This is a genomic window from Lacticaseibacillus suibinensis, from assembly GCF_003946175.1.
In the GTDB taxonomy this organism is placed as follows: Bacteria; Bacillota; Bacilli; order Lactobacillales; family Lactobacillaceae; genus Lacticaseibacillus; species Lacticaseibacillus suibinensis.
Map to the genome: position 1 here is coordinate 1 of NZ_RHOK01000008.1, position 25,222 is coordinate 25,222.

32 protein-coding genes and 1 tRNA gene are annotated in these 25,222 nt (G+C 50.2%); 21 read left to right on the forward strand and 12 right to left on the reverse strand.

What is annotated here, in order from left to right:
* Positions 1-180: 180 nt before the first annotated feature.
* The gene (locus EKM90_RS05180; RefSeq protein WP_125580385.1) at positions 181-615 is read right to left on the reverse strand and encodes a hypothetical protein; all 435 of its coding nucleotides are present in this window, start codon (positions 613-615) and stop codon (positions 181-183) included.
* 116 nt (positions 616-731) lie between these two features.
* Between EKM90_RS05180 and EKM90_RS05185 the strand changes: the two genes are divergently transcribed.
* The gene (locus EKM90_RS05185; protein WP_125580387.1) at positions 732-1,751 is read left to right on the forward strand and encodes an alcohol dehydrogenase catalytic domain-containing protein; all 1,020 of its coding nucleotides are present in this window, start codon (positions 732-734) and stop codon (positions 1,749-1,751) included.
* A 55-nt stretch (positions 1,752-1,806) separates the two neighbouring features.
* Here EKM90_RS05185 and EKM90_RS05190 read toward each other — a convergent pair whose 3' ends face one another.
* The 5 genes from EKM90_RS05190 to EKM90_RS05210 form a co-directional block, all read right to left on the reverse strand.
* A complete protein-coding gene (locus tag EKM90_RS05190; protein WP_125580389.1) occupies positions 1,807-2,100 on the reverse strand; it encodes a hypothetical protein in 294 nt (97 codons plus the stop codon).
* A gap of 23 nt (positions 2,101-2,123) precedes the next feature.
* Positions 2,124-2,543, reverse strand: coding sequence for a GNAT family N-acetyltransferase (locus tag EKM90_RS05195; protein WP_125580391.1), 420 nt, complete (start codon positions 2,541-2,543; stop codon positions 2,124-2,126).
* Positions 2,544-2,622: 79 nt separating this feature from the next.
* Entirely contained in the window at positions 2,623-2,979 is a 357-nt protein-coding gene (locus tag EKM90_RS05200; protein WP_125580393.1) for an iron-sulfur cluster biosynthesis family protein, read from the reverse strand.
* Between the two features lie 379 nt (positions 2,980-3,358).
* Positions 3,359-4,060, reverse strand: a complete 702-nt coding sequence (locus EKM90_RS05205; protein WP_125580395.1) for an amino acid ABC transporter permease — start codon at positions 4,058-4,060, stop codon at positions 3,359-3,361.
* A gap of 28 nt (positions 4,061-4,088) precedes the next feature.
* On the reverse strand, positions 4,089-4,880 hold the full coding sequence (locus EKM90_RS05210) for a transporter substrate-binding domain-containing protein (RefSeq protein ID WP_125580397.1): 792 nt from the start codon (positions 4,878-4,880) through the stop codon (positions 4,089-4,091).
* A 270-nt stretch (positions 4,881-5,150) separates the two neighbouring features.
* Between EKM90_RS05210 and EKM90_RS05215 the strand changes: the two genes are divergently transcribed.
* The 3 genes from EKM90_RS05215 to EKM90_RS05225 are packed head-to-tail and all read left to right on the forward strand — an operon-like array spanning position 5,151 to position 7,629.
* Complete coding sequence (locus EKM90_RS05215; protein WP_125580399.1) at positions 5,151-5,594, forward strand: LytTR family DNA-binding domain-containing protein; 444 nt, start codon at positions 5,151-5,153, stop codon at positions 5,592-5,594.
* 1 nt (position 5,595) lies between these two features.
* On the forward strand, positions 5,596-6,354 hold the full coding sequence (locus tag EKM90_RS05220) for a LiaF transmembrane domain-containing protein (protein WP_125580401.1): 759 nt from the start codon (positions 5,596-5,598) through the stop codon (positions 6,352-6,354).
* A 15-nt stretch (positions 6,355-6,369) separates the two neighbouring features.
* Positions 6,370-7,629: an MFS transporter gene (locus tag EKM90_RS05225; protein ID WP_125580403.1), complete on the forward strand. Its 1,260-nt coding sequence runs from the start codon at positions 6,370-6,372 to the stop codon at positions 7,627-7,629.
* Positions 7,630-7,728: 99 nt separating this feature from the next.
* Here the strand turns inward: EKM90_RS05225 and nrdD are convergent, their stop codons facing one another.
* Positions 7,729-9,915, reverse strand: a complete 2,187-nt coding sequence (gene nrdD, locus EKM90_RS05230; RefSeq protein ID WP_125580405.1) for an anaerobic ribonucleoside-triphosphate reductase — start codon at positions 9,913-9,915, stop codon at positions 7,729-7,731.
* A gap of 277 nt (positions 9,916-10,192) precedes the next feature.
* Here nrdD and EKM90_RS12770 point away from each other — a divergent pair, with 277 nt between their 5' ends.
* Positions 10,193-10,363 carry a hypothetical protein gene (locus EKM90_RS12770; RefSeq protein WP_164507868.1) on the forward strand — a complete coding sequence of 57 codons (171 nt, stop codon included), beginning with the start codon at positions 10,193-10,195 and terminating at the stop codon, positions 10,361-10,363.
* Positions 10,364-10,449: 86 nt separating this feature from the next.
* On the opposite strand, the gene EKM90_RS05235 is transcribed toward EKM90_RS12770, so the two are convergent.
* Positions 10,450-10,522: transfer RNA gene (locus tag EKM90_RS05235), tRNA-Ala, on the reverse strand.
* Between the two features lie 349 nt (positions 10,523-10,871).
* Here EKM90_RS05235 and celB point away from each other — a divergent pair.
* Complete coding sequence (celB, locus tag EKM90_RS05240; protein ID WP_125580407.1) at positions 10,872-12,221, forward strand: PTS cellobiose transporter subunit IIC; 1,350 nt, start codon at positions 10,872-10,874, stop codon at positions 12,219-12,221.
* A 47-nt stretch (positions 12,222-12,268) separates the two neighbouring features.
* Here celB and EKM90_RS05245 read toward each other — a convergent pair whose 3' ends face one another.
* The gene (locus tag EKM90_RS05245) at positions 12,269-13,126 is read right to left on the reverse strand and encodes an AraC family transcriptional regulator (protein WP_125580409.1); all 858 of its coding nucleotides are present in this window, start codon (positions 13,124-13,126) and stop codon (positions 12,269-12,271) included.
* Between the two features lie 114 nt (positions 13,127-13,240).
* On the opposite strand from EKM90_RS05245, the gene EKM90_RS05250 reads away from it, so the two are divergent.
* Positions 13,241-15,025, forward strand: a complete 1,785-nt coding sequence (locus tag EKM90_RS05250) for a glycoside hydrolase family 35 protein (protein ID WP_125580411.1) — start codon at positions 13,241-13,243, stop codon at positions 15,023-15,025.
* Positions 15,026-15,060: 35 nt separating this feature from the next.
* On the opposite strand, the gene EKM90_RS05255 is transcribed toward EKM90_RS05250, so the two are convergent.
* The 3 genes from EKM90_RS05255 to EKM90_RS05265 form a co-directional block, all read right to left on the reverse strand.
* Positions 15,061-15,381, reverse strand: coding sequence for a YjgN family protein (locus EKM90_RS05255; RefSeq protein ID WP_125580413.1), 321 nt, complete (start codon positions 15,379-15,381; stop codon positions 15,061-15,063).
* A gap of 195 nt (positions 15,382-15,576) precedes the next feature.
* Positions 15,577-16,731, reverse strand: a complete 1,155-nt coding sequence (locus EKM90_RS05260) for a tyrosine-type recombinase/integrase (RefSeq protein ID WP_125580415.1) — start codon at positions 16,729-16,731, stop codon at positions 15,577-15,579.
* 123 nt (positions 16,732-16,854) lie between these two features.
* Positions 16,855-17,628, reverse strand: a complete 774-nt coding sequence (locus tag EKM90_RS05265; protein WP_125580417.1) for a helix-turn-helix domain-containing protein — start codon at positions 17,626-17,628, stop codon at positions 16,855-16,857.
* A 152-nt stretch (positions 17,629-17,780) separates the two neighbouring features.
* On the opposite strand from EKM90_RS05265, the gene EKM90_RS05270 reads away from it, so the two are divergent.
* The 14 genes from EKM90_RS05270 to EKM90_RS05325 all read left to right on the forward strand — a co-directional run bounded on the left by EKM90_RS05270 (position 17,781) and on the right by EKM90_RS05325 (position 25,220).
* A complete protein-coding gene (locus EKM90_RS05270) occupies positions 17,781-18,059 on the forward strand; it encodes a helix-turn-helix domain-containing protein (protein WP_125580419.1) in 279 nt (92 codons plus the stop codon).
* 65 nt (positions 18,060-18,124) lie between these two features.
* Positions 18,125-18,346 (forward strand): hypothetical protein, encoded by a 222-nt coding sequence (locus EKM90_RS05275; RefSeq protein WP_125580421.1) that lies wholly within the window; start codon positions 18,125-18,127, stop codon positions 18,344-18,346.
* Positions 18,339-18,473, forward strand: coding sequence for a hypothetical protein (locus EKM90_RS13120; protein WP_263852866.1), 135 nt, complete (start codon positions 18,339-18,341; stop codon positions 18,471-18,473). The genes EKM90_RS05275 and EKM90_RS13120 overlap by 8 nt, the downstream gene beginning before the upstream one ends.
* Positions 18,457-18,648, forward strand: a complete 192-nt coding sequence (locus EKM90_RS05280; protein WP_125580423.1) for a hypothetical protein — start codon at positions 18,457-18,459, stop codon at positions 18,646-18,648. Before EKM90_RS13120 ends, EKM90_RS05280 begins: the two co-directional genes overlap by 17 nt.
* A gap of 46 nt (positions 18,649-18,694) precedes the next feature.
* Entirely contained in the window at positions 18,695-18,970 is a 276-nt protein-coding gene (locus tag EKM90_RS05285; protein ID WP_125580425.1) for a hypothetical protein, read from the forward strand.
* Complete coding sequence (locus EKM90_RS05290; RefSeq protein ID WP_125580427.1) at positions 18,954-19,766, forward strand: bifunctional DNA primase/polymerase; 813 nt, start codon at positions 18,954-18,956, stop codon at positions 19,764-19,766. The genes EKM90_RS05285 and EKM90_RS05290 overlap by 17 nt, the downstream gene beginning before the upstream one ends.
* 3 nt (positions 19,767-19,769) lie before the next feature.
* Positions 19,770-21,365 carry a DNA primase family protein gene (locus tag EKM90_RS05295; RefSeq protein WP_125580429.1) on the forward strand — a complete coding sequence of 532 codons (1,596 nt, stop codon included), beginning with the start codon at positions 19,770-19,772 and terminating at the stop codon, positions 21,363-21,365.
* A gap of 312 nt (positions 21,366-21,677) precedes the next feature.
* Positions 21,678-21,842: a hypothetical protein gene (locus EKM90_RS12775; RefSeq protein ID WP_164506214.1), complete on the forward strand. Its 165-nt coding sequence runs from the start codon at positions 21,678-21,680 to the stop codon at positions 21,840-21,842.
* 1 nt (position 21,843) lies between these two features.
* Positions 21,844-22,179 carry a phage head closure protein gene (locus EKM90_RS05300; RefSeq protein WP_125580431.1) on the forward strand — a complete coding sequence of 112 codons (336 nt, stop codon included), beginning with the start codon at positions 21,844-21,846 and terminating at the stop codon, positions 22,177-22,179.
* A 4-nt stretch (positions 22,180-22,183) separates the two neighbouring features.
* Positions 22,184-22,369: a hypothetical protein gene (locus tag EKM90_RS05305; RefSeq protein WP_125580433.1), complete on the forward strand. Its 186-nt coding sequence runs from the start codon at positions 22,184-22,186 to the stop codon at positions 22,367-22,369.
* Positions 22,366-22,803, forward strand: coding sequence for an HNH endonuclease signature motif containing protein (locus EKM90_RS05310; protein ID WP_125580435.1), 438 nt, complete (start codon positions 22,366-22,368; stop codon positions 22,801-22,803). The genes EKM90_RS05305 and EKM90_RS05310 overlap by 4 nt, the downstream gene beginning before the upstream one ends.
* A gap of 101 nt (positions 22,804-22,904) precedes the next feature.
* Positions 22,905-23,375, forward strand: a complete 471-nt coding sequence (locus EKM90_RS05315; protein WP_054662768.1) for a phage terminase small subunit P27 family — start codon at positions 22,905-22,907, stop codon at positions 23,373-23,375.
* Positions 23,372-25,075, forward strand: coding sequence for a terminase large subunit (locus tag EKM90_RS05320; protein WP_125580436.1), 1,704 nt, complete (start codon positions 23,372-23,374; stop codon positions 25,073-25,075). Before EKM90_RS05315 ends, EKM90_RS05320 begins: the two co-directional genes overlap by 4 nt.
* A complete protein-coding gene (locus tag EKM90_RS05325) occupies positions 25,041-25,220 on the forward strand; it encodes a hypothetical protein (protein ID WP_125580438.1) in 180 nt (59 codons plus the stop codon). Before EKM90_RS05320 ends, EKM90_RS05325 begins: the two co-directional genes overlap by 35 nt.
* The last annotated feature ends 2 nt before the right edge of the window (positions 25,221-25,222 follow it).

The window sequence follows — 25,222 nt, forward strand, 5'->3', positions numbered from 1 at the left end:
TTCGATTAAGTAGTATGGCCTTGAACATCCATATTCTAATCGACAAGGAGAGTTTTTCGTATAACCAGTTTGACTCCACCCGCATAGCGGGTGGTTTTGAGCCTCGCGCGTCCCCGCGCGAGCCCGGCTAAAGCCTCTATAATAAAAAATTCCGAGTCGGTTGACTCGGAATTTTTTGGCTTATTCAGCTGGGTTTTCATCTTCGGGTTCATCAAGATCCCGGGTCAGGCGATGGGGTTTGGCTTTAACCGGCTTGCGAATGGCGAACAGCGCCGCCAGCAGCAACACAATGCCACCGGCAATGGCCATCACTTGCCAATACACCGTGATGCCAATCATGAAGACGTACATCAAGGCCACAATCGCCAGGCCCACCAACAGATCCACCGCAAAGCGGCCAAGGCGGGTAAAGGGCCGATCATCAAGATAGGCCAAGAGGCCAATCAGGACCACCAAGCCAAAGCCGAAACTGACGGTGCTGACTTGAGCCACCAAGGTTTTGGGATTAGTGGCGTACCAAGCAAACCCCGTGAACAGCGCGCCGAACACCAGCAAGATACCGTTGACCCACCACGTGGTATGCTTTTTTTCTGTACTTTCGTGCTTGCCTGGCATCAAGAAGCCTTCTTTCTCGTTTTTTCCATTTTAGCAGAAAACAGTTACCATAGACATAGTGAGTCAAGAATGTGGCCGGGAATGTTTGGCGGTCACGCGATAGAAAGGTCGATTCGATGTCCAATAATCTTGCTTTTGCTACCTATGAAGGCCGCCCGCTGGCCGAGGCTGAGAGCCTCGTGGCGCTGGCCTTGCCCATGCCAACGCCAGCGCCGACTGACGTGATCGTCAAGGTGCAGGCGATTTCCTTGAACCCAGTGGATGAAAAAATGCGTGCCAGTCTGCCTAAACAAACGCAGCCGCGAATTTTCGGTTATGATGCCACTGGTGAAATTGTGGCGTGCGGCACCGCCGTCACCGAGTTTGCAGTGGGCCAGCGGGTCATGTACGCCGGCACGACCAAGCGCCCCGGCAGCTGGCAGCAGTATCAGGCGGTCGCAGCGGCACTGATTGCCGCCGTGCCCGCCGCACTGTCTGATCAAACGGCCGCCGCCTTACCGCTGGTGGGGCTGACCGCTTGGGAGTTATTGTTTGAGAAAATGGAGTTTCAAGCCGAGGCCTTAGCCAATCAAGGCAAGCGCCTGCTGATCATCAATGGGGCCGGCGGGGTCGGCTCGATGCTCAGCCAACTGGCACATTGGGCCGGCTTGACGGTCAGTGCCACCGCCAGTCCGCAAAACTTTGACTGGCTACGGCAGCACGGCGTGGATCAACCGCTAGACTATCATCAGGATTTGACGGCCCAGCTTGCCGGCGAGCCCGCGTTTGATGGCGTGGCAATTTTGTACGCCACTGAACCCTATCTGGCCTTGGCCAGCCAAGTGATTGCGCCCTTTGGTCATGTCGGCGCCTTGGTCACGCCGCAAGGGCCTCTGGACGTCACGGCGCTGAAAGGCAAAGCCGCCAGTTTGGACTTTGAATACATGTTTGCCAAAACTGACTATGATTTCAATCCTGCCAGTCAGGGCCACATCCTATCACAGCTGGCCGCCTTAGCCGCGGCCAACCTGCTTGACGCTAGCGTCACCACGACCTTGCAACCCATTGCCGTGGCGACGTTGAAGCAAGGACTGATGCAGCTCACCTCAGGGCATCAAGTCGGCAAGATTGTGCTTACCGGTGCGTTTGAAGCTTAGCAGGTAGACGAAAAGGGCCACATCAACGGTGAAGTTGATGTGGCCCTTTAACGCTCTATTTAGTAAAGCCCAGTGCTTTCTGCAGTGTGGCCTTGGCCTGATCGGCCGTCAGGCGTTGGGGATCATAGATGATGCTTCCTGGCCCCATGTAGTAATTGAACAGCTTGAGCACCGCCCGCTCTTTCAGCGTGCGCAGCCGCAGCTCATCGTTGATTTGGGCGAGCAACTCATGACACCAGGCGGCGTCCATCATCATCGGCTCATCGCGTTCGGTGACGTAGCCTTTTTCCATAATGAGATCCGCGCCTTCCGCTTTTTGCGTGCGCAGGACACTTTCCGTTGGCTCCATGAGTTGACCTCCTTCAACCGCAATTAATACTTGGGTTCCAGCAGCCGCCGCGGCCGCACGAAGGTGGTCGCCTGCGACTGGTCGCCAGGAATAAACCCGGCAGCCGTGTAAAAGGCACTTAAGGCTGCGTTATCGGTGACCACCACAATGCGATCAACTTGCTTGAAGTAATCATCGAATTCGCTCAGCAATTCGCGGCCGATGCCTTGATGCTGATAGTCTGGCAGTACCAACAAATCCTGAATAAAAACAATGGTGTGCATATCAGAGACCCCGCGGATCAGCCCCACCAGCTTGTCCCCATCACGGGCAGTGAGCAAAGTGGAGTTCGCAATCCCCCGCGCCGTTTCCGCGGCATCTTTGAGGTAATGCGTCATGCCCACTGCGCCATAAAGTGCTTTAATTTCATGAATGGTCAGTGCCGATTCAAACGTATAATTCACAAGTCCAACCCCCGAATGTAGTTACCAGAATGATTTTAACGCAATGGGAATTGAACACAAGCGCTTTTTTAGGCGTGAATTACGCGCGGGCCGTGAAGTCGATAAACCCCAGGGCGCTGTCGATGACCCCGCCATCCCCGTTCAGGCTCATGGTATTGAGCGTAGGATTAAAGCGGACCGTCATATGCGGATCCAAATCTTCAGTCGAGTAGTCCTTGATCAAAATCGGCCCCAGGTTCGACTCGATGGTGGTATTGTAGCCCTCAGTCGGCGCCGCCTTTGCCACCACGTTAATCGTAAACTGCACCATCATGTGAATCATGGCGTGCTGCGAGTATTGCCCCACCCCATCTTCGAAGGTTAGCAGCAATTTCTTATCCGGTCCTAGGTGGCCCTTGAGCTTGGCCTGCGAAGCTTCATCAAATTGAATTTCCATGTTCTCACCTCCGTTCACAAGGTAGTCGTTTTGCCGCCAAAGTGCAATCGATGTGCTTTGAACCACTTTTGTAAGGCTTAAGTATTTTTTCAAATTATCGGCCCATTTCGTCATACTTTCTTCACATTCAAGGATTACATTAGGAACCATAGAAATGAGCTACCCACTCATTTCCATACCCATACCCAACTTTTTCATTTTTACTCCTCCAAAGTAAAAATCACTCACCGGCCGCCCAGCCGGTGGGTCAATCCTTACTTGACCGTCGCCCACCCAGCGGCGGCCATTTTTTTGGCCAAAAAGCAGCGCCGAGAGCTTGCAATGCAAACTCTCGGCGCTGCTTTTTAATGGCGCGGTCAGCGAAAAATGTCGATTTGGCCTAAGCCGGCTGAATGAGATACCGGCTGGTGCGTTTCTCAAGCCAGGCTTGGACGCCTGTCAGCACCGTGGTCAGCATCAAATACAGGAAGGCAACCAGGCTGTAGGACACCAGCGGATTGTAGTACAGCGCGGCGAATTGCTGGCTGACTTGGAACATTTCGATGATGGTAATGCCGCTCGCCAAACTCGTATCTTTGATCAAGCTAATAAAGCTGTTAGACAGTGGCGGCAGCGCAATGCGGAGCGCCTGCGGAAAAACGACGAGGCGTAAAATCAAAGATTTTTTCATCCCTAATGCCCGTGCCGCTTCCCACTGCGTATCTGGCACTGACAAAATGGCGGCGCGGATGGTTTCCGAAGCATAAGCGCCAGTGTTCAGCGCAAATGTCAAAATACCGGCCGTCCAGGCGTTCAATTCAACGATGGGCGCGCCATTGACCTTGAGGTAAGGCAAGCCGAAGAAGATCAGGAACAGTTGCACCAGCAGCGGCGTGCCCCGGAAAATCCACACGTAAAACCAGCTTAGCCCCTTCAGGCCTTGCATCAGTGGTTTACGTGATGGCGAAATCCGCACCAAGGCGACGAGCACAGCCAGAATCAGCCCTAACACAAAGGAAATCAGGGTAATCGGGATTGTGTATTTCAACATCGCCACCAGTAAATCGGGTAGTGATTTGGTCACAATTTGCCATGCACTCATAAATAGCCTCCTTGGTTCCGCGTTCTAATTATTTGGTAATATCACTACCGAAATATTTCTTAGATAATTGGCCTAACTGGCCGTTCTTGCGCAGCTTTTCGATGGCCTGGGTCACCTTTTTCTGTAGCGTTGCTTCATCCTTACGCAGCAAGCCGCGCGCTGGGTTAGCCTTGAAGGCATCGCCGACGCTGATTAATTTGATATCAGCATCCGGCTTCTGCTTCAAGTAGGAATAAAAGGCAGCGGCCTCGTTCACCGTGCCTTCTGCGCGGCCTTGTTCAATCAGGGTCACGGATTGGGCGAAGCCTTCAACCGGCACGATCACGCCGCCCATTTTCTTGACGTTCGCGGCATTGTTCGAAGTCACACTTTGGGCCATTTTCTTACCTTTGATATCGGTAATCGACTTAATCGTGGTGTTGTCTTTTTTGACCGCCAGCTGCGATTTGCCTGAAGTATAAGGCGCAGTGAAGCGGTACTTCGCCGCGCGTTCTGGCGTCTTAGCGACGTTGTTCAAAATCAGATCGTACTTGTTCACGTCGAGCCCAGCAATCAGGGAATCCCACTTGGTTTCAACGAATTTCGGCTTCAAATTGAGTTCGGCGGCAATCTTTTTGCCCAGTTCCACTTCAAAACCGGTGAGCTTACCATTTTCATGGTAGCTGTAAGGCTGGTAGGTGCCTTCCAGACCGATGGTTAAGGTCTTCGGGGTGACGAGCTTAATGTCACTACCTGCATCCTTGCTGGCTGGTTTGCTCCCGCATGCGGCCAGGGCCCCCAAGAGCACCAGACTGGTCAAAGCAAGTAACCATTTTTTCATATTGTTCTCCCCCGTTTCTGAAAATCAGTACCGCCTATTATACACGACTTACTTTTCGTAATCGAATATTTTCTTCTAATTCTCATGGTTTGATGAGAGACACGCTGTCAGGGTGACTCAAGCGGTGGTTGATTGCTGCCGACTGCCGCCTGCCATACACTATAAGACGACCGGTTGAGGCGAATATTTGACCACTTACGGCCAAAGTGTTTTCCTTAGCGAATTTTAATGGTCTAATAAACCTTGTCATCAGAAAGGAGCGCGGACAACATGAAAATTAAATTCGAACAAGATCCGCGCTGGGTAGAACCAGAAGTCATTATTCGCAGCAATGATCCAAAGCTCGCCGCTAAACTCAAGGCCCAGCTCGATGCAACAGAGGCGACCTTGGCGGTGTATCAAGGGGCCAAGGAAAGCTACTTGCCATTATCCGCGATTATCTTTATTGAAACCGAGGACCGCCAGCTGCAAGTCCATACCAAAGATGATCTCTACCTCAGCAAAGAGCGGCTTTACACCTTAGCCGCCCGCTTACCCGGCATCTTTTTACAAGTCAGCAAATCCACGATTATCAATTTATTAGCGGTCAGCGCCTTGAACCGTTCACTGTCCAACTGTTTGGTCAGTTTTGGCGGCACGCACAAACAGATTTATGCCTCGCGGCGCTACTACAAACAGTTAACGGAACGTTTAGATGAAATGAGAGGACTTTAACATGAAAAAATATAATTGGCATAACTGGTTCTGGGGCTTGTTCTTCCTCGTCTGCGCCGGCGTGCTGGTCACGACGCAGCTAGGCATGTTCACCATCAATATTTCATTTTGGCCGCTAGTATGGGGCCTCATTCTGGTTGCGGCTTTCCTCAAAAGTCTCGCCAGCCTTAGCTTCATCGGCATGGCGTTTAGCCTGAGTTTTCTAGGCATTCTCTTTGCCCAGCCGCTGGGGATTGAGCGGCTTGTGCCTTGGACTTTGCTTGGGGCGGCGGCTTTGATCAGCATCGGGCTAGAGCTGATTTTTCGCCCGGTCAAAGCCAAGCATGAACATCACGGCACCTTGGTCGTTAACGATACCAGCTACTCGCTTGGCGACTGGCACAAGGCCAACAAGGAAATCAAGAAAACGTATCAGGAAGATGATTCCCCCACCAACTTAGAGGTTAGTGTCCGCATGGGCAGCGCCGTCCGTTACGTCAATACCACCGACTTCCGCCACGCTCGCATTCGCGTCAATATGGGCGAAGTCAAAGTCTACTTCGACAAGGCGCAAATTACCACCGAACCCGCGACGATTGAATTGCTGGGGCAAATTGGCGATGTTGATCTGTATATTCCAAAAGAATGGAATCTCCAACCTAAGCTCCCGACTTTTGCCGTCGATTACGCCGAAAAAGGCGAAACGCCGGTGCCATCAGGGCCAGAGGTTTTGTTAACTGGCAACTTCCATGTCGGCGACGTCACGGTTCACTACATCTAATGAAGGAGGCCAATCATGGCCAAAACTCGTTCCCCTCAACTCATTGACATGTTGGTGCTTAAATTTGCCGGTACTTTTGGCAGTGGCATGCTGTCCTTTGCCATTGGCCTGTATATTCTCCATCGCACCGGCTCAGCGCTGAGCATGGGCGTCAGCATGATTTCCGGTCCCCTCGTAGCGCTGGTGATGATGCCCTTCGTCGGCTACGTGGTGGACACCTTTGCTCACCGCCGGGTCATGATTTTGGCCCAAATTGCCACCAGTATCGGGCTGCTGCTGTTCGGCCTCAGTTTTCAGCTCTGGCCCCAGGCGTACTATCCTGAACTGATCGTCCTCATCATCATTTTACAGATTACCGACAACTTTCTGAGCACCACGTTGACCGCCAGCCTAGTTCAACTCTTTGAAGGCGATGAACTGCAGCGCGTCAACTCCCTGAACCAGTCCATCACCTCGCTAGCGACCTTCCTCGCCCCCCTGCTCGGCGCCTTCGTCTACACACTCGTGCCAATTAACGTTTTTGCCTACATTGAAATCGGTTTTGAACTAGTGGCACTAGTCGCCATTATCGGCTTAAAGTTCTCCACCGCCGCGCAGGCCGAAGAAGCCGAACAAACCAAAACCTCGCTGTGGACCAACTTCAAAGGCGGCTTTCAGTTCCTGCTCCATCAAAAGCTCCTGCTGGTACTCACTACTTCTGGCGCTGTCATTAATCTGGTGTTCGCTGCCATTAATGTTGGCTTGCCCTATCTGCTGATTCAGACGCTGAAACTGTCTGATCGGCAGTACGGCTTCATCGACTCAGGCTTTGCGGTCGGCATGTTCCTCGGTGGTCTTTTGCTCGCGGCGGTCAAACTCAAGCGCCACCCAGTAACGGTCTCATTTCTGAACATTGCGCTGCTCTCAGTCATCTTTATGACGACGGGGCTGCCGCCGCTGCTCGGCTTCTCCAAACCGGTCATGACGGTGATTTATTTCACGCAAAGTTTGCTTAACGGCGCCGTGATCGTATTCGTCAACACGCCACTGAACACCTTCATGCAGCAAATCATCCCCCACAAAATGCAAGGCCGGGTCTTTGCCTTGGACATGGCCATCAGCACCTTGCTGTCCCCCATCGGCGTGGTGTTCTTCGGTGGGTTGTTTGATCACGTGCCTGCTGCGCAAATTTTCCTCGGTGCTGGCGCGGTACTGATTTTGATCACGGCAACGTTTGCTGGGATCATCGCGCAGCAGCAGTTGCTCAACCGGCCAGAGAATCTGGTAAAAGCCTAGTTCCGCTCGACAAAAATGGCACCGCCTCGGATGTGAGGCGGTGCCATTTTTTGGGTGTCTTTCATCTTTCACTCAAGGTGCGCTCTGGGTGGCCGCTGCCTAGGCTTGACCTGCCAAATCGTCATTTCCAATCACCATGTGCTTCTTGCGGTGAATGATTTCTTCCTGGCGGCCGTGAACCATTGGGCGCTTGTTCGGGTTACCGAGGTAGCCGCAAAGACGCTTAACCACGTCGCAGGTGTCAGGGTTGTGGTTGCCGCATTGCGGGCATTGATAGCCTTTGGCAGTCGCCTTGAACTCGCCTTTGAAGCCGCATTCGAAGCATTGGTCGATTGGCGTGTTGGTGCCGAGATACCCGATTTTATCGTAGGCATAGTCCCAAACGGCTTCCAAGGCCTTCGGGTTTTGCTTCAGATTCGGATATTCGCAGTAGTGAATGAAACCACCAGAGCAATACTGCGGGTAGTCCTTTTCAAAATCGAGCTTCTCAAACGGTGTTGGCGTCTTGCGGACGTCATAGTGGAAGGAGTTGGTGTAGTAGTCCTTGTCGGTGATGTCTTTGACCACCCCAAAGCGCTTTTTGTCCAACCGGGCAAAGGTATCCGTCAACGATTCTGACGGCGTGCCATAAACTGAGAAGTGGTATCCGTATTCTTTTTCCCAGGCTTCGCAGTGATCATACAAATCCTTGACCACTTGAATGCTGAAGGCCTTGGCTTCCGGATCCTTCTCCCAGGCATGGCCATAAAAGACGGTGCCAACTTCGTACAGGCCAATGTAGCCCAAGGAAACCGTCGCGCGGGAGTTCTTGAAGAGCTCATCGACTTTCTGGTCGTCATTCAGACGCTTACCAAAGGCCCCATACTTGTACAAAATCGGGGCAGATTCTGGCGTCGCCTGCTTGGCGCGTTCAACCTTGTAGACCAGGCCCTGCTTGCAGATATCCAAGCGTTGTTCCAACAAGGACCAGAACTTATCCTTGTCGCCTTTAGATTCCATCGCGATCCGCGGCAGGTTCAACGTGATGACGCCCAAGTTCATGCGGCCAGCGTTGACTTCTTTGCCGGTGTCAGGGTCGGTCCAGCCTTGCAGGAAGGAGCGGCAGCCCATCGGCGCTTTGAAGGAGCCAGTGAGTTTTTTGATCATGTCATAGGACAGCACATCTGGGTACATGCGCTTAGTGGCGCATTCCAAAGCCAACTGCTTAACATCGTAGTTAGGATCTTCTGGCGCCATGTTCAGGCCTTTTTTCAGCGTGAAGACTAACTTTGGAAAAATCGCGGTGCGCTTTTCCTTGCCCAAGCCGGCAATGCGAATCTTAAGAATGTCCTTTTGAATTTCGCGTTCAATCCAGTTAGTCCCTAGACCAAAGCCAACGGTCACAAAAGGCGTCTGGCCTTGCGTTGAATACAAGGTGTTAACTTGATATTCCAACGTCTGCAAGGCATCATAGATATCCTTTTTGGTCCGCCGCTTAGCATAAGCTTCAGCAGTGTCAGGATCTTGCGTTAACTCGGTGGCTTCTGCCAAGTGCTTTTGGTAATTCTTCTCAGCAAACGGCGCTAGAACCTCGTCGGTGCGGTCAGAGGAGCAGCCGCCATACTGGCTGGAAGCAACGTTGGCGATAATCTGGGTCATTTGCGTCACTGCGACCTGAATGGAGTGGGCCGCTTCGACTTCAGCATTGCCGATGCAGAAACCGTTGGTCAGCATCTCTTTGAAGTCAATCAAACAGCAGTTGGTTTCAGCCATGTAAGGGGTGTAGTCCAGGTCATGCCAGTGGATATCGCCGCGCAAATGCGCATTGGCCACAGCCGGCGGCAACATCTTCAGCCCAATCGCTTTGGCCACCGCGCCGGCCGTCAGGTCGCGCTGGGTGGAGAACACCCGCGAGTCTTTGTTGGCATTTTCGTGGACCACGGTGGAATCGCGGTCCAGCAGCTTTTGAACGTTGTAATTCACGTCGGCTTTCTTGCTACGCTCGATGTCACGCTGCACGCGATACTTGGTGTAGGCCTCGCCCCAGTCATACTGGTGCGCATCAAACAAAGCCTGCTCCACGATGCTTTGCACTTCGGGAATGCGGACGTCCGATTTGAAACGTTCAGTGATGGTGGCCACGGCATCATCGGCGATCTGTTCAATCAAGGTGTAGTCAGCTGGGGCCAGTTCCCCATTCACTGCCTTGGCAGCCTTGGTAATCGCCCGCGTGATTTTGCTTTGATCAAACGCCACAATGCGGCCGTCTCGTTTTTTAACACTGATTTGTACTTTCAAATCGATCATCGGCTATTCGCTCCTCTGTCTTGTTCGCTTAGAACTGAATATAGCTAGTCTATCACACTGACACAAGATGTAGTATATAGATTGAATTTTTTCGTCAAAATAGCTAGATATTGTATTGTATGCTATTTAATCTTTCACTACGAAGATAGGCTGAAAGCGCGTCCCGACTCATACCTTAGCCCGATTCTGGCCTCAACGGGTTTTGGCGTTCATAAAATTTGCTATAATTAAGCATGTCGAGTTGTGGCATGAAGCCACAATCATCTGGAGGTATATGATGCAAAAAGACCAACTTAAACAAATCCTGGTCCTCATTGTGATTATCGTGCTTGGCTTGTTCCTGTTGCCATTCGTGGCCGGAATCATTAGCATGATTATCAAGCTCGCTCTGCTGTTAGCGATTATCGCGGCGCTTTACTGGGCTTACGTCACCTATATTAAGAAGTAACGCCTGACCACAGGTTTGAGGTCCACAAATGAAAAAGCCGTGATGCACCACGAGTTATGTGGCAAATCACGGCTTTTTGTTTGCGCTGGATCCTAACGGGTTCGAACCGTCGACCTCTTGCATGCCATGCAAGCGCTCTCCCAGCTGAGCTAAGGACCCCTTCGATAAAGATAGATTACCGGAAAAAGACAGCGCTGACAAGCCCTAAAGCACGGCCCCCGTGAAATTTAGCTAAGCGGTCAAAAAATCCTCAATTCACTAGGTATACCACTTGCATCACCCGGGTCAAGACAGTTATAGTGGAAATATAGGGAAGCGCTTACACAAAATTCACCATTGTGAGTCGTTTCTCTTGCATACCCGAAGACAAGGCATTTCGCGGTGGTGGTCTTCGGTTCTGCGATCTGTGACATGATCTTATTCTGTTTTTTCAATCAAATTATTCTAACGAAAGGATAGCTAGACCGAAATTGCTCTAACCATCGCTTCCGGCTAGCAGGTATATGATATGGCTGACACATCTAGTTCTTTTCGCGATTCGTTCGCCGCTTGGGCGGGCAAATTCTCTGGGTCAAGATTCGTGCGGGCAATCATGCAGGCAGGTTACAGCGTGATTGCATTCTCCATTATTGGGGCGATGTTCTTGATTCTGACGGTGCTGCCGCAAGCTTTCCCCATTCCCGGGTTTGCTGAATGGTATGCCAGCACCGTGGGCCGCTTTGCAGTCCTGTTCCAAGTGGTGTTCAACGCCACCATGGGGATTTTAGCGCTGGTCTTTGCTGGGACCTTCACCTACACCTACACCGAGATTTATCGGGAGGAAGAACACCTGTCGCTTAATCCACTGAACGGCTTGTGGATGTTCATGATGGGCATGTTCATCACCGTGCCGCAGTTGATCTGGAAAGGTGGCATGATGAATTTTGTCACCTCTTTGGACAAAGACAACATCATCGGCGGCGGGTATGCGGTTTCCGCCGGCGGGATTACCCGAATTGGCTCCGTCGGGATCTTTACCGGGTTAGTCGTTGGTTGGCTGACCGTGCAGATCTACCGCTTTACCATCAAGCACAACTGGCAGATTAAAATGCCAGCTTCCGTGCCGCCTGGTGTGTCCAACTCCTTTAGCGCTTTGATTCCTGGCGCCTGTGTGGCCGCTGTGGTCACCGTGCTGAACATGGTACTGGTTTTGGCCGGCACCGACATTTTCAAAATTCTCTACATTCCATTTTCCTTCATCAGCAACATCGCCAACACCTGGTGGGGCTTCTTGATCATCATCTTCCTGATTCACTTCCTCTGGTGGTTCGGGGTTCACGGCTCCACGATTATGAGCTCCTTCTACACCCCAATCGTGCTGGCCAACTTGGCCGCTAACGTTGGCGGGCAAAACAACTTCTTCGCCGGCGATCCAATGAATGCCTTCGTTATCATTGGTGGGGCTGGCGCGACCTTGGGCGTGGCCATCTGGCTTGCGTTCCGAGCAAAGTCCGTACAGCTGAAAGAAATTGGGAAAGTTGAAATTGTCCCTGCCCTGTTCAACATCAACGAACCGATTTTGTTCGGGCTGCCAATCGTGTATAACGTACAACTTTTAATTCCATTTATCGGTGCCCCACTGGCCGCTGGGATTGTCGGCTACCTCGGCGTGTCTAGCGGCTTGGTACCGAAGATCATTCTGCAGCAACCATGGCCAACCCCAGTAGGCCTGAGTGGGTTCATCGCCACCGCCAGCTGGCAAGGGGCAGTACTCTCCATTATCTGCGCCTTGGTTGCCTTCCTGGTATGGTATCCATTCATTCGCAAGTACGACCGGATGCTGCTGAAGCAAGAACAAGCTCACGAATCCAATCAATAAGCCTCAAACACAAGCCCCGGCGCAAAAATTGCGTCGGGGCTTTTTGGCTACCGCGCTCGGTATTGACTCGGCGCCAACCCGATGACGCGCTTAAACTGACGGGAAAAATACAGCGGATCGGCATAACCCAGTTGGGCGGCGATGGTTTTAACTGGGATTCGGCTCAGCCGTAGCTGTTGACATGCTTTTTCCATCCGCAGGCGAGTCCAATAATCCAGCGGGCCCATTTGATATGCTTGATGAAAGAGCCGCGATAATGTGCTTTTCGGTAGCGCCAGGACTTGTGCCAGGTCGGCCAAGCTCTGATGCACGCCAAGATGCCGCTGCATATGCGAAATGGCCTGGGTCAGATGTTCGTTGCCTGCCGCCTGGGGCTGATCATCGGCCAGCCAGTAGCTTTCTGCCAAAATCACGCTTAAGAGTTGGCTCGCACACACGGCATTGGCCAAGGTGTACTGGGCCGCGCACACTGCGAACAGCTCACTCCAATGCGCTAACACCTGCTGCTGGCGGGCTGGTGACCGGAGCCGCTGAATGGCTGGCGTCACCAAACCTGAAGCCGCAGGGCCCAACCGAAAGTGGCACCACACCAAGGTCCACGGGGCCGTGAGCGAAGCCGCATACTCATGCGGGGTCTGGGGTGGAATGCAAATCAGCTCATTGGCCCGCAATAGCCGGCGCTGGCCCGCCACCACCACCTCCCCTTCGCCTGCTAGGCAGTGTAGCAATAACCATTCGGCTTGGCCTTGGGGGCGGATTTGGCAATGGTGGCGCGCCACTGCATAATGGCCCAGCTCGACTGGAGCAGTCCCTGCAATCAGTGGATGCGCCAGCGCAGCGGAATCATTTTTTATCGGAAACACCAGCTGCGTGTCATCATCAAAGTTAGCTTCCCGCGTTCTCATCACAGCCTCCTGAGATTATTGTCCATGAACTGGTTCGATTGCCTATTCTTAGCAGGACTATTTTCGTCTATGGTAAACCCGTAAGCCAAATATTGTCTATCTAAGGAGACCGTGATGACTCAATTCAAAATTGAACATGACTTTTTATTGGATGGTCAGCCCTTTAAGATTTTGTCAGGCGCCATTCACTACTTTCGCATTCACCCCAGTGATTGGGAACATTCGCTGTACAACCTCAAGGCCCTGGGCTTCAATACCGTCGAAACCATCGTGCCCTGGAATGTCCACGAACCCCATGAAGGCCAATTTGATTTTAGCGGTGGCCATGACCTGGCCGCCTTTCTCCGGACCGCCCAGCATCTTGGCTTGTACGCCATTGTCCGGCCGTCACCTTACATTTGCGGGGAATGGGAGTTCGGCGGCACACCAGCTTGGTTGCTCAACCAACCCATGCGCATTCGCTCTGCTGACCCAGCCTACCTGCGAAAAGTCAATGCGTACTACGATCAGCTGATGCCGCATTTAGCACCGCTTCAGCTCGATCAAGGCGGCAATATTTTGATGTTTCAGATTGAAAATGAATACGGCTCCTACAGCGAAGACAAAGCCTATCTCCGCGCCTTGAAGCAGATGATGACAGCACATGGACTCACGCAGCCGTTCTTCACCTCTGATGGCCCCTGGCAGGCGGCACTGCGCGCTGGGAGTTTGATTGATGACGACGTGCTCGCCACGGGCAATTTCGGCAGTCATGCCGCTGACAACATGGCCGCGTTGCAAACTTTTCTGCGGCAGCATGGCAAAGACTGGCCGTTGATGTGTATGGAATTTTGGACCGGTTGGTTTAATCGCTGGCACGAACCAATTGTCCGCCGCGACGCCGCTGAATTCGCCACCGAAGTGAAAGGCGTGTTGCAGCGCGGTAGTCTCAACTTATACATGTTTCATGGTGGCACCAACTTTGGCTTCATGAATGGCGCCTCGGCCCGCGGTCAGCGCGATTTGCCGCAAATCACCTCGTATGATTACGATGCCCCTTTGAATGAGCAAGGTAATCCCACGGCCAAATACAAGGCGTTGCAACAAGTGGTCAAAAGCGTGCTACCGAACGTCAAGCAATTAGCGCCGCGGGTGAAACCTACGATGGCGGTAACCGCCATTCCTTTGGCAGCCAAGGTCAGTTTGTTCAACGCATTACCGCAGCTCGCCCAAATGCAGCCTTCACAGTATCCGCAAACGATGGAAGCCTTAGGTCAAAATACGGGCTACCTGCTCTACCTCACCAACCTGCCAAGCGACAGCGCCACCCAGCGCCTGCGCCTCATTGACGTGAGTGACCGCGCGCAAGTCTTCGTCAATCAACAGCTCATTGAAACCCAGGAACCTGCAGCCATCGGCGAGGATATCACCATCCCCTTGCCGCAGCCGACCAACCAGTTGGCCATTTTGGTTGAAAACATGGGCCGCGTGCAATATGGTCATAAGTTCCTAGCGGCCACACAGCACAAGGGCATTCGCACTGGCGTCATGGCGGACCTGCATTTTGTGCTGAATTGGCAGCAATATCCGCTGCCACTTGAGAACATTGAGCAGCTCGATTTCAATCAGGCCTGGGCCCCTCATCAGCCGGCTTTTTACCAATACCGATTCAACTGCGCCGATCCGCAAGATACTTTCGCCGATTTATCCGGGTTTGGTAAGGGTTGCTTGTTCGTGAACGGCGTCAATCTTGGCCGCTTCTGGCAGGTTGGGCCAACGCTCTCACTTTATATCGCTCATGGTTTTCTCAAAGCCGGCGAAAATGAGATTGTCATCTTTGAAACCGAGGGGCAGTATCAGCCCACGCTAACCTTACGCAAGACCCCGCTTTATCTCCCAGAATCAGAAAGGCGACCATGATTTAAGCCAATCACAGCCGCCAAGTAGGCAAAGGGTTAATTCAGGAAAGACGTGTTCTTAGCCTTCCAGTCTTCAAGCTTGATGCTCACCCAGAAACCGTAGACGCCCAGGGTGATCAGCGTCAGGAAGAACCACTTGAGCCAATTGCCGAACAGCCCCACGGCACTGCCGGAAAACTGCATCCGGTGGCCTTCAATCACGGTGTGGTTGATTTTCCAGCCGTAGATCATGCACAGCGCCCAGGGATAGCAAATGCCAAAGGTGATGGCTGTGATGATGCCGCCTAGCAGCGTCCATCCCACTAGCGACAAGAGTGAACCATCAAAGAATGAATCTCGTCCGTATTTCATTTCCATGCTTTTGTCCTCCAATTCGTCGTAGCAAAAAAGGCCGCTGAATTTTCATATGAAAACTCGGTGGCCTTTGCCAGTGGATCCGAAGAGGATGCAACTCATTTTTCCAAGAGTGCCTCAACCACGCGGCTTATAGCTGTTTATTCGGGTTCAAAAAATTTAGGGGCATTCCTTCGGGCATTCTTTGCGAGCATTTCACTATAAATCTAGGTATTTTGCTAGGCCAGCGGCAGCCTTCTTCTTTTCATCAAGATTAACATGAGAATAGATTCGAAGTGTTAATGAGGGATCACTGTGCCCCACAAGTTTCTGGACTGCCGAGACTGGAGCGCCGCTCATTAACATATTGCTGATATAACTATGCCGCAACTTGTGCAAGCTGATTGGTTTCAAGTGGTTATCCTTAATGATCTTTACCAGCCAAGCTCGGGGTGTATTCAACGACTTATAGCCGCCCTTTGTGCTTGGGAAGATGATGCCCTCACCTTGCATTGAATTAACCCCGTGTAGCATTTGCTTCTGGTATAGTGTGACTTGCCACCTTTTGAGCCACTGCATGGTCGTCTTATCAAGTGGTATGGTGCGGTTTGAGGCACGCGTCTTGGGTGGTTGTATGATTGCTCGGCCGTGTTCTGCTTGTGAGAGCGTTCTGACGACACTAATTGTGTTCTCTTTGAAGTCACAATCTGAAAAGTGTAGGGCAAGTAATTCAGCCCGGCGCAAGCCACTCAAGCAATACAGCCTAAACATCACGTATTTTTCGAGATCAGTGCTTGGATCTATACACTGGAGAAACGCATCTATTTCCTCTTTAGACCAGAACTTATCCTCATCGCTGATGGTGTCCTCTACCGCTTTCGGCAACTTGATAAATCTAGCTGGATCATCATGGATATAGCCACGCTCAAGCGCATACTTGAAGATGAGATGGGTGAAGCTGAACCACCGCTTATAGGCCTTCTGTGATATTCCAGCCCATTTCTTTACCGCATTTTGAATATCTCTGGTGGTGATGGTGGCAATTCGGTAAGTACCGAATTCAGGTATAATATGGTTGCGGAAGAATGCTGACGTCACAACCAGCGTCGATTCACGCACGGTCGTCTCATAATCTGCGAACCACTCATCAGCAACTTCTTTGAACGTCATCACCTTATCTTTAGGCTTATCAAGGTCACCTTCAGCAACTGCGACTTCAAGTCTTGCAGCTACTAGGGTGGCCTTTTGTCTACTATCAAGTCCCTTCTTACCAACATACTTTTTCTTGCCAGTGCGAGGATCCACCCCCGCATAGACTGAAACCCGCCAAAGTTGTTTACCTTTTGGGGTCGTGTACTTAGATATACTACTCATATTTTTCTCCTATCCGTCACGCTGGCAGGCGGTGTTAGATTGGAGAGTTTTACTCAAATTCGAGTAAAAAGTGGTGGCCTAGAATTCGGCCTTCAAATATTTAGAGCTGTATTTTTTTCAACGTTAGAACGGAAGTTTGTCTACCTTAATTTTAAGAGAAAGATCTCCATTCTTTTCTTTTGTGTATGCGTCATTAAAGGACACACTAAACACGTATTTCAATCTATCCCAATCTGGATTGTAGAAATTCACTGAAATGGACGTAGAGAAGAATTCACGAATGTTAGTAGAAATAGTGTTTTTAATGATTCGGCATATGGAGTTAGAAATTTGTGCTCTAAATGCTGGCGTGAGCTCATCCATCCACATTTTATTAAATTCATCATGCTCACTCTCAAAAGTTTTGGTGTCATCAGAATGTCCCAAGAGGACTTCAATCGGTATATTAACCGGCCCATTATCTGTAACGGAGCTATCAAACGTAGATCCTCCCTTTGTGGGTATTGTTACATCATCAGTTATTCTTACGGTCAGATCAAATGTTTTTTCATTTCTTCCTACAGCTTCATTTATCGAGCTTCTTTTTAAAAAAGCATCCATGTCGGCCTTTTGTATGATCACTTTGTCTATACTATCACCCTCTTCTTCCAATCCTGAGGATCTAATGCCCTCTTGAGCAATAGAAAAAGTCAAATCAAAAGGCACAAAATCGAAAATCTCTCCAGGGGTTACAGCCAAATACTGGCACAAAGTGTTCATTGTATCAACCTGTATCCCCTTAAAATCGTTTTGACTCAAAGCTGTTAGCGTTGTTCTCGAAATGCCGGTATCTGTTGCAGTGCGAGATATTCTCAATTTTCGTTCAGCAAGCAATATGGCCAAATTTGACATTAACATAGTATTCCTCCCTATTTGAATTCATTGTACAACACTCTGAACAAATCTTGAACATTTAGCTAATTTTGATTGCAATATCAAGCACACGTGATATACTTGGTTTGTTCAAATGTCTGAACATTTTTGCCTAATCGGAAGGAAGGCGTACAAATATGGCTTCAATGAAAGCAGAACTAGTATTACCAGAAGATTTCGACAAGCAGCTACAAGATCGTATTCATCAGGAAGTGATCCAAGCGGTTAGCGAGCTTGCACCACGGCATGAAGAATCCAAAAAGTTGAACATCGGACAAGCAGCAGTTTATGCCGGTGTGTCTCGTAACACACTGTTGTCTTGGACTAGAAAAGGTTTGCCGATGCAAGTGGTTGGTGGCGTTAAGCGGATCAATACCGTAGACATCGACAACTACATGAAGAACAACGGCAAGTAACCAGCTGGCAGGCGGGCATGTAAGCAACTTATGACAGGCGCATAGCGTCAGAAAGGCACAACATCATGAAGCTATTCAGTAAAGAAGAGATGGCACTAGACCGCGAACTCGGAGACTTGATGGACGACATTAACCTCAACATTCTGGCCATTACAGAAGACAGCAATGTCACGGTTGGCGGTAAGTATGTCCCCAACAGCGAGCTGGCAATCACGGCTGCAAAAGAGCTGCTGCGGGTATCGGAGATCCTAAAGCTGTATGAAAACGAGGAGGACGCTGATGATTAATATCATTGCGTGGCTACTAAGCCACCCGCTCACCGTCCCGGCACTCTGCATGGCGTTCCTGATCGGGGCCGTCTGCGGTGCTTACGTTCAATTCTCGGAGGACGATCGTCATGCCGAAAATGGTTAGCACAAAATATGGCTGGCAATGGCGAGACTACGTGCAAGCCGATGCCGAGTGTGATCGGTACTGGCAAGCGCAAAAAGCCGAAAAGCGCTCACTGATTGAAGCCACAAAAAAATCGCCAAGAGTTGCAGCTCAAGGCGAGAAAAAGACAAGCGGAAAGATCTATATTCCTTTCTAGCTTGCCTCTAGTTAGATGCTTTTGTCAAGAAAAATGGAGGCAATTTATGATGGATATTAATGATTTGGGAGAAGTTAACGCAATTCTAACAGACGCAAGCAACATTGGCTTAGCACTATCTGACAAAATTCAGGCTCTGTATGATTTATCAAGTCGCGGTATTAACAAGAAAGATGAAGGAATCGTGCTCTTCGAAGTGACGCGTTCAAGTGGTACGTATGAAGCTTTGCTTAGCTGCATGATGGATAAGATCATCGACAGCCGTCGGTTGCTAGAAGCTGGTATGAAGCAAGGTGGTGATCCCGATGCCGACAATGCTTGAGATGGCCCTCTCATACCAGCAACACGGCTTTGCCGTCTATCCCCTAGCACCAGGCACCAGAACGCCGCTCAAAGGCTCACACGGGTATAAGGACGCTACCACGGACCCTAAGCAAGCCGAGGCATGGTGGGGTGAACACCCTGACTACAATATCGGCCTAGGACTTGACGGCATGCTGGTATTCGACATTGACATGGGCCACAAGAGTGCCGCTGATGGCAATGAATCGCTGGCAAAACTAAGCGCTGATGGGCGCGCTGGCCAGATACCGTCTACCTATATTGAGACTACCCCAAACGGTGGGCTTCATATGTTCTTCACCTATCCCAAGAATATCAAGCTAACTAGTCGGGCTGATCTGTTCTCCAAGTCTGGAGAGAAAACCGGTCTCGATTACACGGCGCTGGGCGTGCCCGTCTATCCTAGCATGCGAGACAGCGGCATGTATAAACCACTAAAAGGCCACAAGCTGACCACGGTTGCCCCTGCTCCACAGTGGCTACTAGACGAGATTAACCGATATAGAGGACCCGTTGTCGGATCATACCGCACTGATCCGGATTCATGGTTTGGCAACTTCATCAATCGACTTGTAGATGGTTCAGACGAAGGAAACCGAAATCAGTGGTTGGCCAGCATTGCCGGTTCAGTCTTTCGGTCGGGCGCTGACCCTGATAGCTGCGCGGATCTAGTTCAAACTATCAACCAGCGCTATGTTCGCCCTCCCTTGCCTAATGGCGAGCTAGTTAAGATCATCAAGTCAATTAGTAAGCGCGAAATTGCGCGCCGCAGTTAGGGGGTGAAGCATACGGACAGCTTAAAGGAAGAACTAAACAAGTCGCCAGAGTTTACCCGGCTCAAGGTGATCTCTAAAAGCTCATTAGAACCATTTGACGTGAACAAGTATCCAGAGCCTCAAGATAAGACCGAGAAAGGTATTCGGGCATATAACAAACAGCTTGCTGCCAAGTTACCGAACTGGTTAAGAGTTTGGTTTCAAGCCGAGCAGCGCGATGAAGACGATCCCCAAAACGTAACCATTCATCGGAATATCAAGGTGGACTTTCTCACCTACGGCTACCACTTCATGGATAAAACACGAGTAGAGAGTTTCCCCGGGTTGAGCGAGGGTGCGATATATGAGCCTAGCAAAGGGACGTGGCGCACATTTGGCAAGGGTGAGTTCACTAAGACCACCGAGAGCAGAACCACTAAAGAGATGCTCAAATGGGGGCTGTATCGTGAGAGTGATATTACAGGCGCCAGACGATTCTTGCAACGCATCAGCTACAACGAGGACTATGGTAAGCGATCACCATTTGATGAGAACCCACATCCAGAACTGGTTGCGTTCGCCAATGGCACATATAGCATACTGACCAATAAGATGCAGGAAAGTAGTGCTGACAATTACATGCTGAACGCCCATGAGTACGCGGTCGATCCAGATAGGGACGATTGTCCAGAGACTGAACGACTGCTTGCAGCTATGATGGGCGATGCCGCCGTCACCTTTGAAGAATTCATCGGTTATATGTTCTACCGGTCATATCACCCATTCCAAGAGTTCTTGTGGCTATATGGGACTGGCGGCGAAGGTAAAAGCACTCTCATTCGTCGTATTACCAACCTCATCGGGCGTGACAACGTATCAGCCTCAAAACCAGCAGACCTTGCCAATGGTGACCGTCGTTTTGAAACAGCCAATCTATACGGCAAAGAAGCAAACATCGTGGCCGACGTTGGCACAGACTACCTCAAGAGTACAGCCGCGATCAAGTCCCTAACTGGTGGCGACTATATACCGGCCGAGTTCAAAGGCATTCAGAACTTTAAGTTTATGAACTACGCCAAGCTACTATTCAGCGCTAACGAGATGCCAGCATTCAGCGACCACAGCACCGGGTTCGCTGATCGTGTCATCGTTATCAAGATGATCAACGGCGACACCCGGCACACACACTGGTGGGATCAGTTCGACGACACCAAAATGGACGAAGAGACACCACGTTTTGCCATGAAGTGCATGCACATGTTTGCCAAGGCGCTTAAAAGCGGTGGCCTGACAAAACCTGATTCGGTAGTAAACGCAAGCCAAGAGTGGCTGGACGCAAACGACCACTTCAAAGAGTTCCTAGACGAATACGCCACTATCGATACAAAAGATGATCGCGGTGAAGCAACCACTGTTGTAACAGCTGAATATAAGCGCTTTTGTCAAATGAACAACTACACTGATAAAACGAGCACACAAGCCATCGTGAAAAAACTTGCTACTTACAATGTTTATAAAGATCGGAGTCGAAGAGGCTATAACAACGACGGTGGAAATGTTCAGCGATTCATTGGCTTGCGTCTAACGGGCTCGCTTATAAATGACCAATTTAACGAGTAGTCGGCCATTGTTCCAGTTTTTTTGGAACACTGTTCCAGAAAATAAATCGTTTTTGGAACACACAAATGCCTTAGCGGCGCGGATAAGAAGCCCTTGTTCCAGAAGTTCCAGAAATTTTGCGCTTTTTCTTAATTTAAAACACTGGAGGTTTGTATCAAAGAATAGACCTCTAGAAAAATAAATCTCAGAAAATCGATTATTTTCTGGAACATCTGGAACAACACTAGAGCAACAAGGGATACAGCAATAATTTTCTGGAACAAACTTGGAACACTGTTCCAGAAAATCTGGAACACGAAAGGAAGAAAAATTATGGACACAGTATGGGAAGTATTTCATGGACAGAGTTTAAAAGAAATCGTTGATCAGGCACATCAAGATATGCCAACGCCATATCACGCAACACATGTTAGTGTTCAGTACCTCAACAATGAATGGGTGGTTACGGTATTGGGCGAACTCGACAAGGAGGAATAGCATGAAGAACTATTCAATTTCCCGTCTGAACAAGGTGGCTGAAATCGGTAAGACAGTTAATCACAGGACTGGCGCAGGTATTAACATCTCTACATTTGAGCCGACTGGCACCCTGTTCTATGGATCATATAACCGCACCGTTACACAGACCTACCAGATCACTGGCACAGACTTAGAGGACACCATCGCCATCGTGGTACGTCACACTGACGCGCTAGACGACAGCATGATGATAAAGCTGAACAGCACACTGTACACAATTAAGTCTATTGCCTATGACGATGATCCGAACGCGTTTGATATTGTGACGCTCAAGAAGACAACCAAAGGAGCTTAGAACTATGAAAGAATTTGAATACACCGGTATCAGTACAACGGTCAATCATGCAGTGGCAATATTTATGCTGCTACACAAGCACGATATAGAGCGCTTCGTTGTCTATAACGCACCTGATGACATGCTGACTGTCCAGATCCTATATCGAGACAATAAGCACAACCCAGAAACGGTAGGCGTATTGGCATGATCATGAAGCTATGTAACCACGCCGGGTGCAACACCATGGTGCCGTTCAATCAACGGTACTGTGACAAGCACCAGCCAGAACCGCGAGCGTCCGACAACGAACGCTATGCACACCGCAAAGAGATCGGTGGTCGCTACTTCCAATTCTACAAGTCCAAGTCATGGCGCAAGCTGTCGTATTCCTATCGCCTAGCACATCCGCTGTGTGAACGATGCAAGGCCAACGGCTTATACGTGCAAGCTGACGTGGTAGATCATATTGTGCCGATACGTGTGGACTGGAACCGCAGACTGGACGAGAGCAACTTACAAAGTCTGTGTAATGCTTGCCATGGCGTGAAGACGAAAGTCGAAGACGCCGCACACTATCCCCATCTAGTTATGGGGGCTAGGTCATGTAATCACGGGGACCAAGCATCCCAGATTAACTATTGAAAATCAGTGATTACCGTAATTAATTATGTAAACTAGAAAATTCATGTTATAATTAGATTAGATAAGTCTAATCTAAACTATAAAGAAAGGACGCGATAGCAATGGGCGCACCGCTTAAATCCATTACCCAAATGCGTGGCACGATGAGCAAGAAGAAGCTCGCCGATCGGCGCGACATGGAAGAATCATTATTTACCTATCAAGAATTAGTTGAGCAGCCCCCTGCATGGCTTGATGACTATGCCGTGACCGAGTGGCAACGTATTGTGCCGTTACTCAAGAAAGACATTCCAGTGAGCGAACTGGACGCTGCCCTGATTGCCAGTCACTGCCAAGCCTATTCTGACATTCAGAAAGCGGCCGAGCTTGTAAAAGAGCAAGGCATGACGGTTGAAACCACTGATAGCGTGAAAGCCAATCCGGCCGTGAAGATGAAACTGGACGCCACCAATCAGATGATCCGTATTGATGACTTGCTCGGCTTGTCAGTCTACAGCCGAGCTAAGTTAGCCGTTAAGAGCGAGACTAAGAAGAAGCCTGACGACCCATTCGCGGAGTTGATAGCCCAATGAACTATGCGACTGAATATACTGACAAGGTAATAAGCGGCGACATCGTGGCTGGCAAGAAAATCAAGCAAGCTGCAAGACGTTATCGGCGGGACCTGAAAGCCAGCAAGCGCAAGAAGAACCCATGGCCGTATTACTTCGATGAGGACTTTGCCAACAAAGCCATTGAATTCATCGAACTGATGCCGGCACGTGATGGGTCACCACTCAAGTTAGAGCTGTTTCAGAAGTGGTTGATTTCAGAGCTGTTCGGCTGGCGTGATAAGGAAACTGGCAACCGCCGGTATGATCGAGCCTACATTAGCATGGCACGCAAGAATGGTAAGAGCTTCCTGATGGCTGATCTAGGTGCGTTGTATCTCCTCATGGAGAACAAGCCAGCCATGAACCGAGAGATCGTCTATACAGCCAACAGCAACGCTCAAGCACACTTAGCATTCGATATGTTGTCTAGCGGCTTACGTCAAGTTTGGAAAGTTTCTACCTCTGTGAGAGAACGTTTGAAGATCAACCGCAACGAGATCATCGACTTGCCGAGCAACAGCCGAGCCGTGCCGCTTGCGTCTGATCTGCACAGCCTAGATGGCTATCAAAGTGACTTGGCTATTATTGATGAGTTCGCCTTAGCTCGTACCGATGAGATTCTACGAACACTCAAATCTGGCCAGATCAACAGTGATAACAGTTTACTAGCCGTCATCTCAACGACGGGGCCAGACATGAACGGCCCAATGTATAAGGAATACAAATTCGTTTCCAAAGTCCTAACCGGTCGCGAACAAGCTGATCGGTATTTTATTGCCATTTTTGAGCAGGATAGCAAAGACGAAGCCTTTGCGCCAGAGACTTGGGAGAAGTCCAATCCGCTACTGGCTAATGCTGAAAGAGCGAAGACAATGCGGCCTAGCTTGCAAGCGGACGTGGACCTGTCAGCCAAGCAAGGAACATTGCGACCGATCCTCGTCAAGAACTTCAACATGTGGCAATCAGCTAGAGCAGACAGCTACATCAGTCTGGACGACTGGGAGAAAGCTACTATCGAGCCGCCAGACACCAAAGGAAAAGACGTGTATATCGGGCTGGACCTTTCCAAGTCTAGCGACCTTACCAGCATCTCATGGCTAGTTCCAGAAGATGGCTACCTGTATGCTGACAGCCATTCATTCGTGGGGACGAAGTACGGACTGGAAGAGAAAATCAAACGTGACGGGTTCGATTACATCAGTGGCGCCAGTCGCGGCGAGTGTAGCATTACCAAACTCGACAGCGGCATGATCGACTATGACGAGGTGCTACGCTTCATTCTCGACATGATCGAGCGGAACCACTGGAATGTGCGCGCCATCTGTTACGATCCGTGGTCGTTCGGCTACCTACTGCCAGAGTTTGAGAAACGAGACTTACCAATGGTTGAGGTACGCCAAGGCCAGCGCACATTGTCAATACCGACTGTGCGGTTCCGTGATGATCTCTTTAACGGCCTACTCAAGCATGCCGACAACCAACTACTAGCCTATGCGGTGAACAACGCCATTCTAAAGTATGACGCCAACAACAACCCGATCATCGACAAGGCGCACAATGCGACACGGATCGATCCCATAGCGGCTTTGATGAATGCTTACACCATTGCCATGGACCAAAACAAAGAAAGCGAGGTAGCGGACAATGACTTTTATTCGGGCGATGACTTCAGCTTTTAACGCACAGACCGTGCTATTACTGCTAGGCCTGATCTGTATCGTCACTGGTATCTGGTGGCTGTTCGGGTGTGGCGTTGGCATGGTAGCAATCGGCGCAGCCCTGATCTCCATCGCAGTCATCATCAACTTCAACAAAGGGAGGTGAAA

What these genes read in the sequence shown, in the direction of transcription:
- EKM90_RS05315 (WP_054662768.1), top strand. Translation starts at nt 22,905, where the DNA reads ATGGGCGCACCGCTTAAATCCATTACCCAAATGCGTGGCACGATGAGC.
- nrdD (WP_125580405.1), bottom strand. Translation starts at nt 9,915, where the DNA reads ATGATCGATTTGAAAGTACAAATCAGTGTTAAAAAACGAGACGGCCGC.
- EKM90_RS05260 (WP_125580415.1), bottom strand. Translation starts at nt 16,731, where the DNA reads ATGAGTAGTATATCTAAGTACACGACCCCAAAAGGTAAACAACTTTGG.
- EKM90_RS05215 (WP_125580399.1), top strand. Translation starts at nt 5,151, where the DNA reads ATGAAAATTAAATTCGAACAAGATCCGCGCTGGGTAGAACCAGAAGTC.
- EKM90_RS05280 (WP_125580423.1), top strand. Translation starts at nt 18,457, where the DNA reads ATGCCGAAAATGGTTAGCACAAAATATGGCTGGCAATGGCGAGACTAC.
- EKM90_RS05185 (WP_125580387.1), top strand. Translation starts at nt 732, where the DNA reads ATGTCCAATAATCTTGCTTTTGCTACCTATGAAGGCCGCCCGCTGGCC.
- EKM90_RS05255 (WP_125580413.1), bottom strand. Translation starts at nt 15,381, where the DNA reads ATGGAAATGAAATACGGACGAGATTCATTCTTTGATGGTTCACTCTTG.
- EKM90_RS12770 (WP_164507868.1), top strand. Translation starts at nt 10,193, where the DNA reads ATGCAAAAAGACCAACTTAAACAAATCCTGGTCCTCATTGTGATTATC.
- EKM90_RS12775 (WP_164506214.1), top strand. Translation starts at nt 21,678, where the DNA reads ATGGACACAGTATGGGAAGTATTTCATGGACAGAGTTTAAAAGAAATC.
- EKM90_RS05290 (WP_125580427.1), top strand. Translation starts at nt 18,954, where the DNA reads ATGCCGACAATGCTTGAGATGGCCCTCTCATACCAGCAACACGGCTTT.
- EKM90_RS05190 (WP_125580389.1), bottom strand. Translation starts at nt 2,100, where the DNA reads ATGGAGCCAACGGAAAGTGTCCTGCGCACGCAAAAAGCGGAAGGCGCG.
- EKM90_RS05220 (WP_125580401.1), top strand. Translation starts at nt 5,596, where the DNA reads ATGAAAAAATATAATTGGCATAACTGGTTCTGGGGCTTGTTCTTCCTC.
- EKM90_RS05300 (WP_125580431.1), top strand. Translation starts at nt 21,844, where the DNA reads ATGAAGAACTATTCAATTTCCCGTCTGAACAAGGTGGCTGAAATCGGT.
- EKM90_RS05305 (WP_125580433.1), top strand. Translation starts at nt 22,184, where the DNA reads ATGAAAGAATTTGAATACACCGGTATCAGTACAACGGTCAATCATGCA.
- EKM90_RS05180 (WP_125580385.1), bottom strand. Translation starts at nt 615, where the DNA reads ATGCCAGGCAAGCACGAAAGTACAGAAAAAAAGCATACCACGTGGTGG.
- EKM90_RS05245 (WP_125580409.1), bottom strand. Translation starts at nt 13,126, where the DNA reads ATGAGAACGCGGGAAGCTAACTTTGATGATGACACGCAGCTGGTGTTT.
- EKM90_RS05310 (WP_125580435.1), top strand. Translation starts at nt 22,366, where the DNA reads ATGATCATGAAGCTATGTAACCACGCCGGGTGCAACACCATGGTGCCG.
- EKM90_RS13120 (WP_263852866.1), top strand. Translation starts at nt 18,339, where the DNA reads ATGATTAATATCATTGCGTGGCTACTAAGCCACCCGCTCACCGTCCCG.
- EKM90_RS05200 (WP_125580393.1), bottom strand. Translation starts at nt 2,979, where the DNA reads ATGGAAATTCAATTTGATGAAGCTTCGCAGGCCAAGCTCAAGGGCCAC.
- EKM90_RS05205 (WP_125580395.1), bottom strand. Translation starts at nt 4,060, where the DNA reads ATGAGTGCATGGCAAATTGTGACCAAATCACTACCCGATTTACTGGTG.
- EKM90_RS05250 (WP_125580411.1), top strand. Translation starts at nt 13,241, where the DNA reads ATGACTCAATTCAAAATTGAACATGACTTTTTATTGGATGGTCAGCCC.
- EKM90_RS05265 (WP_125580417.1), bottom strand. Translation starts at nt 17,628, where the DNA reads ATGTTAATGTCAAATTTGGCCATATTGCTTGCTGAACGAAAATTGAGA.
- EKM90_RS05325 (WP_125580438.1), top strand. Translation starts at nt 25,041, where the DNA reads ATGACTTTTATTCGGGCGATGACTTCAGCTTTTAACGCACAGACCGTG.
- EKM90_RS05320 (WP_125580436.1), top strand. Translation starts at nt 23,372, where the DNA reads ATGAACTATGCGACTGAATATACTGACAAGGTAATAAGCGGCGACATC.
- celB (WP_125580407.1), top strand. Translation starts at nt 10,872, where the DNA reads ATGGCTGACACATCTAGTTCTTTTCGCGATTCGTTCGCCGCTTGGGCG.
- EKM90_RS05285 (WP_125580425.1), top strand. Translation starts at nt 18,695, where the DNA reads ATGATGGATATTAATGATTTGGGAGAAGTTAACGCAATTCTAACAGAC.
- EKM90_RS05275 (WP_125580421.1), top strand. Translation starts at nt 18,125, where the DNA reads ATGAAGCTATTCAGTAAAGAAGAGATGGCACTAGACCGCGAACTCGGA.
- EKM90_RS05210 (WP_125580397.1), bottom strand. Translation starts at nt 4,880, where the DNA reads ATGAAAAAATGGTTACTTGCTTTGACCAGTCTGGTGCTCTTGGGGGCC.
- EKM90_RS05270 (WP_125580419.1), top strand. Translation starts at nt 17,781, where the DNA reads ATGGCTTCAATGAAAGCAGAACTAGTATTACCAGAAGATTTCGACAAG.
- EKM90_RS05225 (WP_125580403.1), top strand. Translation starts at nt 6,370, where the DNA reads ATGGCCAAAACTCGTTCCCCTCAACTCATTGACATGTTGGTGCTTAAA.